The sequence below is a fragment of the Streptomyces sp. NBC_00503 genome (genome assembly GCF_036346895.1).
Lineage (GTDB): Bacteria > Actinomycetota > Actinomycetes > Streptomycetales > Streptomycetaceae > Streptomyces.
In genome coordinates this window covers 6,042,037-6,057,184 of sequence record NZ_CP107855.1, presented here as the reverse complement: position 1 = coordinate 6,057,184, position 15,148 = coordinate 6,042,037, and the positions used below count along the sequence as shown (strand labels likewise).

Annotated in this window: 9 protein-coding genes; 7 read left to right on the top strand and 2 right to left on the bottom strand. The window is 72.0% G+C overall.

Annotation, left to right across the window (positions count from 1 at the left end; all coding sequences use genetic code 11):
• Positions 1-230: 230 nt before the first annotated feature.
• The 6 genes from OG490_RS27875 (at position 231) to OG490_RS27850 (ending at position 10,429) form a co-directional block, all read left to right on the top strand.
• Positions 231-1,862, top strand: a complete 1,632-nt coding sequence (locus OG490_RS27875; protein ID WP_330299013.1) for a M4 family metallopeptidase — start codon at positions 231-233, stop codon at positions 1,860-1,862.
• Positions 1,863-2,068: 206 nt separating this feature from the next.
• Complete coding sequence (locus OG490_RS27870) at positions 2,069-3,400, top strand: DUF11 domain-containing protein (RefSeq protein ID WP_330299012.1); 1,332 nt, start codon at positions 2,069-2,071, stop codon at positions 3,398-3,400.
• Between the two features lie 20 nt (positions 3,401-3,420).
• Positions 3,421-5,535 (top strand): lectin-like domain-containing protein, encoded by a 2,115-nt coding sequence (locus OG490_RS27865; protein WP_330299011.1) that lies wholly within the window; start codon positions 3,421-3,423, stop codon positions 5,533-5,535.
• A 91-nt stretch (positions 5,536-5,626) separates the two neighbouring features.
• On the top strand, positions 5,627-7,717 hold the full coding sequence (locus OG490_RS27860; protein ID WP_330299010.1) for a DUF11 domain-containing protein: 2,091 nt from the start codon (positions 5,627-5,629) through the stop codon (positions 7,715-7,717).
• A 163-nt stretch (positions 7,718-7,880) separates the two neighbouring features.
• Positions 7,881-8,324 (top strand): DUF7144 family membrane protein, encoded by a 444-nt coding sequence (locus OG490_RS27855; protein ID WP_330299009.1) that lies wholly within the window; start codon positions 7,881-7,883, stop codon positions 8,322-8,324.
• Positions 8,325-8,458: 134 nt separating this feature from the next.
• Entirely contained in the window at positions 8,459-10,429 is a 1,971-nt protein-coding gene (locus OG490_RS27850; protein WP_330299008.1) for a CASTOR/POLLUX-related putative ion channel, read from the top strand.
• 32 nt (positions 10,430-10,461) lie between these two features.
• On the opposite strand, the gene OG490_RS27845 is transcribed toward OG490_RS27850, so the two are convergent.
• Entirely contained in the window at positions 10,462-12,429 is a 1,968-nt protein-coding gene (locus OG490_RS27845) for a flavin monoamine oxidase family protein (RefSeq protein ID WP_330299007.1), read from the bottom strand.
• Between the two features lie 161 nt (positions 12,430-12,590).
• The gene (locus OG490_RS27840; protein ID WP_330299006.1) at positions 12,591-13,304 is read right to left on the bottom strand and encodes a TetR/AcrR family transcriptional regulator; all 714 of its coding nucleotides are present in this window, start codon (positions 13,302-13,304) and stop codon (positions 12,591-12,593) included.
• Between the two features lie 107 nt (positions 13,305-13,411).
• Between OG490_RS27840 and OG490_RS27835 the strand changes: the two genes are divergently transcribed.
• Positions 13,412-15,100 (top strand): FAD-dependent monooxygenase, encoded by a 1,689-nt coding sequence (locus OG490_RS27835; RefSeq protein WP_330299005.1) that lies wholly within the window; start codon positions 13,412-13,414, stop codon positions 15,098-15,100.
• The last annotated feature ends 48 nt before the right edge of the window (positions 15,101-15,148 follow it).

The window sequence follows — 15,148 nt, the reverse complement described above, 5'->3', positions numbered from 1 at the left end:
CGGCTTGGCGAGAGCGCGCCAATTCCATGACAGACCTGTTCATCCGATCCCGTCGATTGTCATGCTTCCGACAGCCTCGTGGGCACCGCCGGTCCATCCCCTCCGGCAACTGTCTCTCGACCCCACGGGGTAGCACGTCAGCACCCGTTCCGCCCCCTCAGGCACCTACCCCGGTGCCTCGGAACCAGGTGCGGCCGCGAACACGCGGTTGGATCCGGAAGGAAACCTACGTGAAGCGAAAGCTCGCAATCGGAGCCGCTCTCTCCGCCTCGGCCCTGCTGGCCGGCGCCATCCAGGCCGGCGCAGGCCTGGCCCAGGCCGCGCCCGTCCCCGTACCGGCCCAGGAGCACGCGGCCCTGATCGCCCAGGCCGGCAGCGACGCCCCCGCCACGGCGCGCGCCCTGGGACTGGGCGGCACGGAGGCCCTGGTCGCCAAGGACGTCGTGAGCGACGCGAACGGCAACCGCCACGTGCGCTACGAGCGCACCTACAACGGCCTCCCCGTACTCGGCGGCGACCTGATAGTCCACCAGGACTCCCTGGGCGCCGTGAAGTCGGTGGACAAGGCGGCGGCGGGCATCGCCCCCGCCTCGCTCTCCCCGAAGCTCTCGGCGGGTCAGGCCGCCGCCAGGGCGACCGGCGCCGTGAAGTCCACCATCGGCATCGCCAAGGACTCCGACGAGCCGGCCCTCACCTCGGTCGACAAGACCGGGGCCGCCCGCCTCGTCGTCTGGGCCGCGTCCGGCAGCCCGCGCCTCGCGTACGAGACCCTCGTCGAGGGCATGCGCGCCGACGGCACCCCCAGCAGCCAGCGCGTGGTCACCGACGCCTCGAGCGGCGAGGTCCTCTCCTCCCACGAGGGGGTCCAGACCGCCAACGCGACGGGCACCGGCAAGGGCGTGTTCGTCGGCTCCGTGCCGCTGACCACCAACTTCACCGGTTCCACCTACCAGCTGAAGGACGCGACCCGCGGCGGCCAGTCCACCTCGAACCTCGCGAACAAGACCAGCGGGAGCGGCACCCTCTACACCGACGCCGACAACGCGTGGGGCGACGGCACCGTCTCCAACGGCCAGTCCGCGGCCGTCGACGCCCAGTACGGCGCGGCGGTGACCTGGGACTTCTACAAGAACACCTTCAGCCGCAACGGCATCCGCAACGACGGAGTCGGCGCCGCCAGCCGCGTCCACTACGGCCGCAACTACGTGAACGCGTTCTGGAGCGACTCCTGCTTCTGCATGACGTACGGCGACGGCGCGAGCAACACCCACCCGCTGACCGAACTGGACGTCTCCGGCCACGAGATGAGCCACGGCGTCACGGCGAACACCGCCGGCCTGAACTACTCGGGCGAGTCCGGCGGCCTGAACGAGGCCACCTCGGACATCTTCGGAACGGCCGTGGAGTTCTACGCCAACCTGTCCTCGGACAAGGGCGACTACCTCATCGGTGAGCTGATCAACCTCAACGGCAACGGCACGCCGCTGCGCTACATGGACAAGCCCTCCAAGGACGGCAGCTCGGCCGACTACTGGTCCTCCGGCGTCGGCAACCTCAACGTCCACTACTCCTCGGGCGTCGCCAACCACTTCTTCTACCTGCTGTCCGAGGGCAGCGGCGCCAAGACCATCAACGGCGTCTCCTACAACAGCCCCACCTACACCGGCACCGCCGTCACCGGGATCGGCCGCGACAAGGCCCTCCAGGTCTGGTACCGGGCCCTCACGGTCTACATGACCTCCACCACCGACTACCAGGGCGCCCGCGTGGCCACCCTGAAGGCGGCCGGTGACCTGTACGGCACGACCTCCGCCGAGTACCAGGCCGTCGCCTCGGCCTGGTCCGGGGTCAACGTGAACTGACCCGGCACCGAAGCTGCGAGTACGTTCCCGTCCGCGCGGGCTCCGCGCGGACGGGAACGTACGGCTGACGGACTGAATTCGATCACCCATTAGCCATAAATGATCAAATCGGGCACACCCCTTCTGTCTATTCGTGTGAATAGATGACCGCACTGGTCCTCTATGGGCGAGTCGACTTCCCCGAAGGGCACCCGATGCGACGTGTCTTGAGAAGCCGCGCCGGCGCCCCGCACCGGCGCCGCCGCACGGTGACCGCGTTCTGCGCGGTCGCGACGGGCTGCTTCCTCTCCACGGCGCCCTCCGCGGCCTCGGCCCCGGCGGACCCCGGTACCGCCGGATCCGAGCCGCCCGGAACGCGCGCCGCCCCGCAGGCGCCGGAGAGCGCCGACCTCTCGGTGTCGGGCGCCCTGCGCCCGGTGGCGACCAGCGCCCGGGACACCCGGGAACAGCCCGGATCGGCCGCGCGGGAGACATTCGACTACGTCGTGACGGTGACCAACCGGGGACCGTCCGCCGCCCGCCAGGTGCGCGTCACCGACCGCCTGCCGCGGTCCCTGGAATTCGTCTCCTCCCGCGACGGCTGCACCGCCGACGGCCGGACGGTGGTGTGCGGGCCGCTGGCCGGCCTGGCGGTGGGCGCCTCGCACGCATGGGTGCTGACCGTTCGGCTCTCGGCCGACTACAGCGGAGACGGCGGCGACATCGTCAACGAGGCGGTGGTCGACGCGGCGACCTCGGACCCGGACCCCCGGAACAACACCTCGTCCCTGACCGGCCTGAAGATTCCGCCCAGCGTGCGCACGGCCGATCTGTCGCTGCGCAAGACGGCGCTGCTCGCGAAGGGACGGGAGCACGTCAGACCGGGCGAGAAGTTCACCTACCTGATCACGGTGCGCAACGAGGGCCCGGCGACCGCGCGGCAGCTCCAGGTCACCGACCGGCTGCCGGCCTCGCTGGTCCTGCTCTCCTCGCCCGATGACTGCGCGGTCCCCAAGGGCGGTGACCGGCTGGTGGTGTGCCCGCCGCTGGACCGGCTGGCGGCGGGCGCGAAGGCGGAGTTCCGGATCACGGTCCGTGCGGCCGCCGAGGACCGGGCGGCCCAGCCGCCGGCGAGCATGTGCACGCCCATCGAGAACGTCGCCCGCGTCACCTCGGCGAGTTTCGACCCGGACCTCTCGGACAACGCCAACGACCCCGGTACGACGGGGCCCAAGGGCGGCCGCCTGTGCCTGGTGTCCGAAGGAGGGGGCGGGGACCAGCACGGCGGGCACGACGACCAGCACGACGGGCACGATGACCAGCACGACGGCCGGGAGGACGGCCACCAGGGCCACCACGGCCGCGACGACCAGCACGACGGTCGGCAGGACGGCAGGCAGGACGGCCGTGAGCCGCACGAAGACCGGGAGCAGCACGGCGGCCGCGGCGACCTGGCCGACTCCGGCACCGAGGTCCCGGCCTGGCTGCTGTGGACCTCGGCCGCGCTGGTGGCCGGCGGAGCTGCGCTGCGGACGGCCTTCCGGGTGCGCCGCCCGTGACCGACGAAGGACGTTCCGGTATGACGAGACCCCTGAGCCTCTGGTGGCGCAGAGCGGCCGCTTCCTTGCTGTGCACGACCGCGCTGGTCCTGCCGGCAACGCTCTCCCCACCCGCGACGGCGGCCCCGGCCGCCGGGGCCGAAGGCCTCCGGCCCCGCGCACTCGCCTTCCCCGTCAACGAGACCTTCGCCAGCTCCACCAACCTGGGCGCCACCAGCGGCAACGCGAGCTATCCGGACGGCGGCGGCTGGCTGCGGCTCACCTCCGCGAGTTCCGCCCAGGCCGGTACCTGGAAGCTGAAGGACTCCTTCCCGTCCAGCCTCGGCATCATCGCCGAGTTCCGCTACGCCACCTACGGGGGAACCGCCTTCGAGGGCAAGCGGGGTGACGGTCTGTCGTTCTACCTGGCCGACGGCTCCGCGTCCGACGGGGTCGGCCCCTCCGGAGGCGCACTCGGCTACGCCTGCACGGGCGCGGCCGACCTCTGCGCCGTCTCGGGCGTACCGGGCGCGTACCTGGGCATCGGGCTGGACGAGTTCGGCAACTTCTCCTCCAGCTCGGTCGGCAACGGCGGTCCGGGCCCCCAGTCCAACAAAATCGTGGTGCGCGGCGGAGGCAACGGCAGGGCGGGGTACCGCTTCGCCACGTCCGCCGACGGACCGGGCAAGACCGTGGAGACGGGCAGCCGCGACAAGGAGCGCACGGTACGCGTGTCCCTGCTGCCCAGCGGTACGAAAATGCTGCTGTCGGTGTGGTCCGACAGCGGCCCCGGCACGGCCATGACCCAGTTGGTCACCGACTTCGACGTCACGGGCATCACCGGCCAGCCCAAGCTTCCGACCACCCTCAAGGTGGGATTCTCCGGGAGCACCGGCGGCGCGACGAACATCCACGAGATCGACGACCTCCGGATCAACGTGCCGGCCGACCTGACCATCGCGAAGACGGGCTCCCCCGCGAGCGTTCCGGCCGGCGGCGGACCGGTGACCTACACCCTGACCGTCTCCAACAGCCAGGCCAACGACGTCTCCGGCGCCGTCGTGCGCGACACCGTGCCCGGTCTGACCAACGTGACCTGGACCTGCCGCGCCGGCACCGGCGGAACCTGCGCGAAGGCCACCGGCAGCGGGAACGTCCTGGACACGACGGCCGACTTCGAGCGGGGCGGCTCCGTCACCTACACGGTCACCGGCACGGCCCCTGCGCAGCCCGTCACCCTGTCCAACACGGCCACCGTGACCGCCCCGGCGGACCGTACGGACACCAATCCGAAGGACAACAGCTCGACCGCCCCCGACACGGTGGTGACGGCGAGCGCCGACGTGGCCGCGGAGAAGCAGGGGGTCGGGGCCGGGCCGGTGGCTCCGGGCCAGGAGTTCGAGTACAAGATCACCGCACGCAACCTGGGCCCCTCCCACACGTCCTCCGTCCGGATGTCCGACACGCTCCCCGGGCCGCTGCGGTTCGTCTCCTCCGCCGACGGGTGCACGGCCTCGGGACAGGTGCTGTCCTGCCCGGTCCGCGATCAGCTGAACGCCGGGACGAGCACCTCGTGGACGGTGCGCGTGCGGCTGGACCCGGCCTACCAGGGGGACGGCTCGGACCTCGGGAACGTCGCGACGCTCCAGCACGCCGTCGCCGATCCGCAGTCCTCGAACAACACCAGCGCGGCCGCGGCTCCACCGGGCGGAGTGACGGCCGCCCAGGCCGACCTCTCGCTCACCAAGACCGCCGAGAGCCGCTCCCCCGTCGCGCCCGGCGAGACCTTCACCTACACGGTGACGGTGCGCAGCGCCGGTCCGTCCGTGGCCCGGAAGGTCACGGTCACCGACCCGCTGCCCGCCGCGCTCGCGTTCGTCTCTTCGCCCGGGGGCTGCACCGCCGTCGGCCGGGACGTCACCTGCGCCGCCGCGGCGGCGCTGGACCCGGGCGGGGTCCGGTCGTGGACCTTCACCGTGCGCCTCGACCCGGCGTACACCGGTGACGGGACGGCCCTGCGGAACACCGCGACCGCCCGAGCGGACACCGCCGATCCGAACCCGCTCGACAACAGCGGCTCCGACGGCGTGCCCGGCGGGCGCGTCCGCCCGCCGAGCGCCGACATCGAGCTCTCCAAGCGGGCGATCGCGGGCTGACAGGACGCTTCCCCCGCCGCCTCCGCTTCCCCCCGAACTCCCGTACAGCTCTCTGTACGGTCCTCTCCGCACGAAACGGAAACGATGCGCGATGACGACGACACCAGGCCGGCGGCCTGCGGTGCGGGCCCTGGCTCCGCTGCTCTGCGCCGCGGCCCTGTGGGCCGGACCGGCCCCCGTGGCCGCCGCCCTGCCCGGCGGAGGGCATACGGTCGAGGTGACGGCACAGCGTGCCAAGGCACCCGGTGACCTGATCACGTACACGCTGACCGCGAAGAACAAGGGCCCCTCGGTGGCCCGGAAGGTCACCGCGACGGACAAGCTCCCCACCGGGATCTCCTTCGTGGGCTCCTCCGACGGCTGCACCGCCATCGGCCAGACCGTCACCTGTGGGCCCGAACCGCAGCTGGCCGCCGGGGAGACCAAGAGCTGGAGCTTCCAGGCCCGGCTGAGCCCCTCGTACCAGGGGGACGGTTCCGACCTCGGCAACACCGCCACCGGAACGTCGGACGCCACCGATCCCGACCCCGCCAACAACAAGCCCGATCCGGTGCTGCCCCCGGGGCCGTTCGATCCCGTCTCGGACCTGGCCACCGTCAAGACCCCGCTGGGCGCGGGGCCGACGGTCCCTGGCCAGGAGTACGAGTACGAGGTCCGCACCACCAACAAGGGACCTTCCGACGCGCGCAACGTCGTAGTGACCGACGCCCTGCCCGACGGGCTGACCTTCGTCTCCTCCGCCGACCCGTGCGCGGTGTCAGGACGGACGGTCACCTGCGGTCCGCTGGCCCGGCTCGTCCCCGGCGCCGAGGTGGTGTGGACGTTCAAGGTGAAGCTGGACCCGGCGTACGCCAGTGACGGCAGCGACCTGCGCAACACCGCGACCTCGGCCTCCGCGTCCAAGGATCCGGAGCCCGCCGACAACACCTCGCACGCCGTGCTGCCGCCGGGCGGGGTCACCGAGCCGCAGGCCGACGTCTGGACGACGAAGCGGCCCGCCACCGACACCCCGATCGCCCCCGGGCAGACCTTCGAGTACGTGGTCACCGCGCACAACGACGGCCCGTCCCGCGCCGTGAACACCACGATCACCGACAAGCTCCCCGCGCAGCTCGCCTTCGTCTCCTCCCCCGACAGCTGCTCGGCCACGGACGGCACGGTCAGCTGCGGTCCGGTGGCCGTACTGGAGCCCTCGGCGTCCCGGACCTGGCGGTTCACCGTCCGCCTCGACAGCAACTACACCGGCAACGGATCCGACATCCGCAACACGGCGACCGCCGCCTCGCGGACCAAGGACCCCAAGCCGGAGAACAACACGAGCAGCCCGGCGGGCCTGCCCGGCAGCACCGTCAACAAGCCGACCGCGGACCTGTCGGTGACCAAGGAGGCCGTCGGCACCAAGCCGCCGGTGCCGGGCGAGAGCTTCGACTACCGGATCCGGGTCACCAACAACGGCCCGTCGGCCGACGCCTTCAACGTCAAGCTCACCGACGCCCTTCCCGAGGGCCTCTCCTACGTGGCCTCCTCCCCGGCCGGATGCACCGTCGCCGGACACCTGGTGTCGTGCAAGCGCACCGCCCCGCTCAAGGTCGGCGAGACGATCGAGTACCTGCTCACCGTCAAGGTGGATCCCGCGTACGGCGGCGACGGCAGCGACCTGAAGAACACCGCCCAGGTGACCGCCGACAACATCGACCCGGAGAGCGGGAACGACAAGAGCACCGCGACCGTGCCCGGCGGGCACGTCCCGGATCCCGCCGCGGACCTCGCCATCACCAAGAAGCCCGTCCAGACCGCCCCCGTGGCCCCGGGCGAGACCTTCGACTACGCCCTGACCGTCACCAACAACGGCCCCTCCCAGGCCGAGCAGATCACGGTCTCCGACACCCTGCCGACCGCGCTGAGCTTCGTATCCGGCGACGCCACCTGCACCTCGGGGCGGACCGTCACCTGCGGCCCGCTGCCGCGCCTGGCACCGGGAGCCTCGATGACCTGGGTGATCAAGGTGAAGCTGGACCCGGAGTACACCGGCAACGGCTCCGACATCCGCAACACCGCCACCGTCGACTCCCTGACCAACGACCCCAAGCCGGCGAACAACACGAGCGCGGCCGCCGGCCCGCCCGGCGGCACGGTCAAGGACCCGACGGCCGACCTGGAGGTCGGCAAGACGACCCCCTGATCCCGCGACCCCCTCGGAAGGCCGGCAGGGCACCCAGCCCTGCCGGCCTTCCGGCGTCCGCGTTCACTCGAACGGCGGCGCTCGAATGTCCGGGCGCGCCCCCGCCACGGACTCTGGGCGGGACGCCGGACCCCCGGCACCCCGTCCGACGAAGGAGCTTCCCGTGGCACAGACAACACCTTCCGGCGGGGCCCCCGCCGGGCAGCGCGCCGCCGGCGGTGAGAACCCGTGGGCGGCCAGCGGCACCCTGTTCGCCGGAGTCCTGATGCTCGTGGAGGGCGTCCTCGGCATCCTGAAGGGGATCGTCGGCATCGCGAAGGACGACGTCTACGCGAGCGTGGGCGACTACACCTTCAAGTTCGACGTCACCGCGTGGGGCTGGATCCACCTCATCGTCGGCATCGTGCTGGCGATCGTCGGCGTGGGCATCCTCAAGGGCATGGCCTGGGCCAGGGGCGCGGGCGTGGCCATCGCCGGGCTGGACATCGTCCTCAACTTCCTGTGGCTTCCCTACACCCCGCTGTGGGCCCTCATCTCGATCGCCATCGGCGTCTTCATCATCTGGGCCCTGTGCACGGACACGGGCAACGCCCGCGTCCGTACCTGACACCCGCGTTCATACCTCTGAGTGAGACCGCTGGGGTTCGAGGGGGACATGAGCAGGGATCTGCCTAGGGTGACTGGCGGGAGTGGCGGGCAGCCGCTCCGACCGGTGCGTCGACCTCAGGTACGGGAGCTCGTGTGGCGCAGCAGGACACGACGTCGCTCAGGCTCCGTCTCCGGTACCGCTTCGACCATCTGGTCTCGGGGGGCACGACCGCGCTCATCGGCTGGCTGGCCCTGGCCTGCCTCGTCGTGGTCGTGCCGGCGAGCATCGTGCTCGTCTGGTCCGACCGCGCCGCCCCGGCCACGCTCGCCGGCCGCCTCACCGCCGTGTGGGTCAGCGTCGGCCAGACGCTGAAGATCGGGGGTGCGGTCGGCTCCCCGCTCTACGTGCTGGCCTCCGTATCGCTCGCGCTCGTGGCCCTGCTCTTCGTGTCGACCCTGGTCAGTCTGATCACCACGGGCATCAACCGGCGCATCATGTCGCTGCGCCGCGGTCACTCCACCGTGCTGGAGAGCGGGCACACCGTCGTACTGGGCTGGTCGGACCAGGTCTTTCCCGTGATCGGGGAGCTGGTGGCCGCCAACGCGAACCAGCGTCGCTCCGCCGTCGCCCTGCTCGCCCCGCAGGACAAGGTGTGGATGGAGGAGGAGATCTCCGCCCGCACCGGCTCCAGCGGCAGAACGCGGATCATCTGCCGCAGCGGGAGCACCACCGACCCCGCCGAGTTGTGCCGGGTGAGCCCGCACACCGCGAAGGCGGTGCTGGTGCTGCCGCCGACCGGGGACACCGGGGACGCCCACGTGGTGAAGACCCTGCTCGCCCTCGACGCGGCCGTCCCCATCCCCGTCCCCGGGTCCGCGGACCGGGCGGCGGTGGTGGTCGCCGCCGTCCGCGACTCCCGCAACCACGTGACGGCCCGGCTGGCCGCCGGTCCCGCGGGACACGTCCTGTGCGTCGACGACATCATCGCCCGGCTCCTCGTCCAGACGACCCGGCAGCCCGGCCTCTCCCTCGTCTACTCGGAGTTGCTGGACTTCGCGGGCGACGAGTTCTATCCGGTCGCCGCCGGGGACCTCGCGGGGCGTGCGTTCGGCGAGGCCCTGCTGGCGTTCGCCACGTCCTCGGCGGTCGGCCTGCTGCACGCCGACGGGAACGTCACCCTCAACCCGGATCCGGCGACGCCGATCGGCCCGGCCGACCGGATCATCGTCATCTCCCGGGACGACGACACGGCCGTACGGGCGGACGTGGCCTCCCATGTGCAGCAGGACGCGATCGTGACGGCCGGGCCCGGAAGCGACCGCGCCGAGCGTCTCCTCCTGCTCGGCTGGAACCGCCGCGCCCCGCTCGTCATCGAGCAGCTCGACCAGTACGTGAGCCCGGGCACCACCCTGGACGTCGTGGCCCTAGGCGAGTACGCGGCCACGCGCGGCGCCCGCTCCGTCACCGCCGCCCGGTCCCGCCTCGAAGTCACCTTCCACGAGGGCGACATCACCGACCCGCTCACCCTGGCCAAGCTGGACGTGCCCTCGTACGACGGCGTGATCGTGATCGGCGAGACGGAGCCCGGCACCCCGGAGGCGCCCGGGGCCCCGGACGCACCGGCGGCCGCCCTCGCTCCGGTGACGGATCCGCAGGCGCGGGCGGACGACAGGACACTGGTCGCGCTGCTGCACCTGCGGGCCATCGGGGAAGCCGCCGGGCGGGAACTCGCGCTCACCACCGAGATGTCCGACGACGGCAACCGGCTCCTCGCGCCGGCCCGGGACGGCGCCGACTTCATCGTGAGCGGCAGGCTGATCAGCCTTCTGATGACCCAGATCTCGGAGAGCCCGTACCTCGCCCAGGTCTTCGAGGAGTTGTTCAAGGCGGAGGGCCACGAGTTCCACCTCAAGCCGGCCTCGGACTACGTCCGGGCCGGCTCCGAGGTCACCTTCGCCACCGCCGTCGAGTCGGCGCGGCGGCGCGGGGAGTGCGCGGTCGGCTACCGGCTGCGGGCGCTCGGCGCCACCGGCCCCGACTACGGGGTGCGGATCAACCCCGACAAGCGCCTGCGGGTCAGGTTCTCCCGGGAGGACTGGCTGATCGTGCTCGCCGGGAGCTGAGAGCCGGGAACTGACGGCGCCGCCGGGGGCCGCTACGCCGTGTGCACTTCCAGGGCGCTGCGCACCGCGGATTCCAGCGCTCCCTCGATCCACGCGGGCTTGATGGAGGTGTGGCATCCGGCGAAGTGCAGGCTGCCCTCGGCCTTGCGGACGTGGGAGAAGAGCTCGGTGTGCTGGCCTGGCAGCAGCACGGAGGCCTCACCGTAGGCGTACGGGTCGCGCATCCAGGACTGGGTGCGGCCGACGCCGGTGTAGAACACCTCGATGCGCTGCCCGAACACCTCCTGGACCCCGGCGAGGGCACGCGGGTAGCGCTCCTCGTCGTCCAGGGAGTCCCACTTCAGGGCGTCGTCGGACCAGCTGTAGGAGGCGAGGAGGACTCCCCCGGCGCTGCCTTCGACGGGGTAGGAGGGCTGGAACATGAAGCGGTTGGGGTTGTCGGTGGCCGAGCCTCCGCCGATGACGTGGGCCGCCTCGGGCTGGTCGCGGGTGACCACCCGGCTGGCGGCGTAGTGGGACCGCTGGCCCTCGGAGACGTGGCCCTCGGGGACGGAGGGGTGGGCGCCCAGCAGGGCTCCGTCGGCCGGGGTCCGCCCGGTCTGGTACTTCCGGTACAGGCCGGGCTGTACGGCCTCCAGCTCGCGCTTCCAGTCGGCCTCGTCGAACTCCCACCAGCGGCGGCTGAATTCGAGCAGCACCTTGGTGGCGGCGTCGTAGTGCAGCTCGGTGACCGCACGCCGCTTGCCGTACGAGAGCGCGGGGGCGATGGGGATGTGGCGCAGCCCGGAGAAGGGGACCGTGATGATGGCGGTGTCGGCGGTGAAGGTCTCGCGGCGTACGGGACTGCCGCCCTTGCCCTCGGAGACGGTTTCGACGGTGACCTTGCCCTCCCCGTGGGTGATGCGGGTCGCGCGGCGGTCGAGCCGTACCAGGTCCTTGACGCGTGCGTACATCGCGTCGGCCAGGGTGGCGGTGCCGCCGGGCAGTTCGTAGAAGGCGGTGTCGGGGCTGATCAGCGAGGCGCCGATGAAACTGTGCACGAAGGCGAGGTGCAGGCGGGAGGTGAGGTTCTCGACGGTTCCGATCAGGTCGATGGTCCGCTCGTCGAGCTTGGCCTCCTCCGTCAGGAAGCGGTACATCGACATGTGCCCGTAGCGCTGGATGACGCGTGCCCAGCCCTCGACGAGGTCCTTGTCCTTCTTGCCCTCGATTTCCTTGCGCACGGGGGCGAAGGCGTCCCGGACGATCTGCGAGGAGGGGACGGACTCGTACTCCTTCGGAACTCCGAAGGAACGGTTGAGCGCCTGCGGGGCGTTCGTGTAGTCGGCGCGGCGGACGCGGATGCCGTTGACGTAGATCCAGGTCCGGTAGGCGGGGCGGCCGGCCGCGTCCACGTCGACCAGGTGGAAGCGCCGGCGCTTGAGGCCGAGGCCGTCCATCAGCCCGGTGACCAGCGGGTGGCTGTCGGGGATGCGCATCGCGCCGGCCTCGGCGTACTGCTTCGGGTCGGCGAAGGGCTGGGCGGCGTTCTCGTGGCCGCCGGTGCGGAAGGTCTTGATCCGGCCGCCGACCCGGTTGGCGTTGGCCTCGATGACGGTGACCTGGTGGCCGGCCTGGCGCAGCAGGTGGGCCGCGGTGAGACCGGCCGGACCGGCTCCGACGACGAGCACCTTCTTGCCGGGGCGGCGCGAGCGGGGCAGGCCGTTCTTCAGGAGGATGTCGGCGTAGCGCGGCACGAGCGGCTGGTCCTGCTCGTCCCGTACGAGGACGGCCCGGGCGATCGCCAGGCAGGCGCCCCAGTCCGCGACCGCCGCGCCGGGGACGGCCTGCGAGGTCTCGGCGGAGGTGACGGCGAGCGCCAGCCCGCCGGCTCCGGCGACGGCGGCCGCGCCGGCGATGACGGTACGGCGGGAGGGCCGGCGGGAAGGCGCCGGTACGGGCTCGCCGGGGGTTCCGGAAGCCTCAGGGTTTCCGGCGTTGGCATCGGGATCCGTGATCATGAGCCAACTCTTGCCGCCCGCCCGGCCCCGGACCGCCAGAATCAGCCCGCGCGGGCAAGTACCACCCGGACGTGCGTCGAGCGTCGTCCCGTGCTGACGAACTGGGTTTCGCACGGCCCCTCATGATCACGCCCCGCAGGCCCCGCGCATCGCGGCGTCGGCTATCGGGAAGCGGTCACTTGCGTGGCGATCCCGGCGAGCAGGCAGTCGAGTCCGAACTCGAACTGGCGGTCGGCGTCCAGGTCTTCCGCCTCGATCACCGAGCGGGAGAAGTGCGGGTACACACCGCTTTTGACGATGTCGCGCACGTACGGGCCGACACTCCGCCGCCACTGCTCCTCGGTCAGGCCGGTCCGACGCTGCGCGTCCTGTTCGGCGAGCTGGTCCGACACCGCGCCGAGAACGTAGTGGTGCAGCGAGCGGATGAGCGTGATGGCGAGAGAGGCGTCGGAGGTCAGCGATCCGGCGGCGGCCAGTGCGAAGTCCACCCGGCGCAGGGAGTTCGGCCCGAGTGCCAGGCGGGACATCAGCGCGCTGCCGAGCCAGGGGTGCCGCAGCAGGTCGGCGCGCATCAGGTGGGCGACGCCGCCCAGGTCGGCGCGCCAGTCGCCGGTCGGCGGCTGCGCCGGGTGCTCGCCGCGGACCGCGTCGACCATGAGGTCCAGGAGCTCGTCCCGGCCGGCGACATGGCGGTAGAGCGATGTCGTCCCGGAGCCGAGGTCCGTGGCGAGTCGACGCATGGACAGGGCCTCCAGGCCGTCGGCATCGGCGATGCCGACGGCCACCGAGACGATCCGGTCGATGCTGAGGCTCTGGCGGCGTGGGGCACGCGGCTCCCGTGCCCAGACCAGTGCGGGGGGCGGTTCCTCGGACATCGCGACAACTCCTCGAATCATTTCGGTGGGCACATCGTACTCGCGCGGGTACAGTGTTCCCAGATATGGGAACAGTGTTCCCACTTTCGAGCCGAGGAGGAATCGTCATGCACGATGCCCGTGTACAGGTCCTGGTCGCCGGCGCCGGCACGGTCGGCCTGACCGCCGCGCTGTTCCTGGCGCGCCACGGGGTCGACGTTCTGGCAGTGGAACGTCAGCCCGGACTCTCGGAACACCCCAGGGCCACCGGTGTCGGCCCGCGCACCCTGGAGATACTGCGCGAGGCGGGCCTGGCCGAGGCGATCGACGAAGTGGCCGTCGACATGGCCAAGGGCAGCCTGGGCAAGATCAAGGGCGAGACCCTCGCAAGTGCCGACGCACTCACCCGTCCCGCCCCGCCGGCCCGCCGGGCCCCCGTGCCGGGCCCGCGGCCGACGGTCGAGCCGCCACAGGAGGTCGGCCCCGGCAGGATCCGCGGCACCTGCCCGCAGAACCGGCTGGACGCGGTGCTGCTGCCTGCCGCCCGCCGGCACGGCGCCACCGTGCTGTACGGAACCGAGCTGGTCTCGTTCAGCCAGGACGACGAAGGCGTCACGGCGATCCTCGACGGCCCGGACGGCAGGCGATCGGTGCGAGCGGACTACCTGGTCGCCGCGGACGGCGTACAGAGCCCGGTCCGGGCCGCACTCGCAATTCCCACCACGGGCCCCGGCCCGCTCGGCGGGCCGAAGGTGAACATCCTGTTCCGCGCCGATCTCACCAGCCTGACCAGGGGACACTCCTTCGTCGCCTGCGAGATCACCCGCCCGGACTTCCACGGCATGCTGATGACGATCGACGGCGATCGGGAGTGGGTCCTCCACTTCGGCTACGACCCGGACGCCGGGGAGTCGGCGCGGGACTTCACTCCCGAGCGCTGCCGCGACCTGGTCCACTCGGCCCTCGGCAGCCGGGCCCCGGAGGTGGAGATCGTCTCCGTCCTGCCGTGGCGGATCCGTGCGTTGGTCGCTTCCCGCTTCTCGGACGGACGGGTGTTCCTCGCCGGTGACGCCGCACACGCCGTACCGCCTCTGGGTGCCTTCGGCATGAACACCGGGATCGCCGACGCCCACAACCTGGCATGGAAGTTGGCGCTGGTTCTGCGCGGTCGGGCCGCGCCGGACCTTCTGGACACCTACGATGCCGAGCGGCGCCCGGTCGGAGCGCTCGCCGTCGAGCAGGCCCGGCTCCGGCTGGCCGACCCCCGCCTGCACTGGGACGCGAGCCCGGCCCTGGCCGCCGAGCGAGCCCGGGCGGGTGTCGTCAACTCGCCGGTCGTGCACCTGGGTTGCCGGTACGACTCGACGGCGGTCATCGCCCCTGTCACCGACCTGCCGTCACACGAGGACATCACCCTCGATCTGGACGGCGCACCGGGCTCGAGGGTGCCGCATCTGTGGGTGACCCGGGACGGCGCCAGGATCTCGACGCTGGACCTCGTGCGGTCGCGCTTCACGGTGCTCGCCGGACCGCGTGGCGCCGCGTGGATCCAGGCGGCCACCGGGGTTGCCGACCGGCTGGGACTGGAGCTGGGCGCCGAACTGATCACGACGGACCCGGACGCCGGCCCGGACACCGTCCTGGACCCCGGGGGCAGGTGGCCCGCCGCAGCCGGAATCACCCCTGGCGGCGCACTCCTGGTCCGCCCCGACGGTTTCGTCGCCTGGCGGGCCGCCGACCTGCCGGACTCGGGCCGGGACCTGGAGCGGGTGCTGATCCGTCTGCTCGGCCTGAAGACCGACGTCAGGCGTGGTTGACCGGGAGGACGTCCGGGGAGAGGGCGCCCGCGTGGGCCGCGGCGGAAG

Coding starts and splice junctions, on each gene's coding strand:
- OG490_RS27860 (WP_330299010.1), top strand. CDS start 5,627: ATGACGACGACACCAGGCCGGCGGCCTGCGGTGCGGGCCCTGGCTCCG.
- OG490_RS27835 (WP_330299005.1), top strand. CDS start 13,412: ATGCACGATGCCCGTGTACAGGTCCTGGTCGCCGGCGCCGGCACGGTC.
- OG490_RS27845 (WP_330299007.1), bottom strand. CDS start 12,429: ATGATCACGGATCCCGATGCCAACGCCGGAAACCCTGAGGCTTCCGGA.
- OG490_RS27840 (WP_330299006.1), bottom strand. CDS start 13,304: ATGTCCGAGGAACCGCCCCCCGCACTGGTCTGGGCACGGGAGCCGCGT.
- OG490_RS27865 (WP_330299011.1), top strand. CDS start 3,421: ATGACGAGACCCCTGAGCCTCTGGTGGCGCAGAGCGGCCGCTTCCTTG.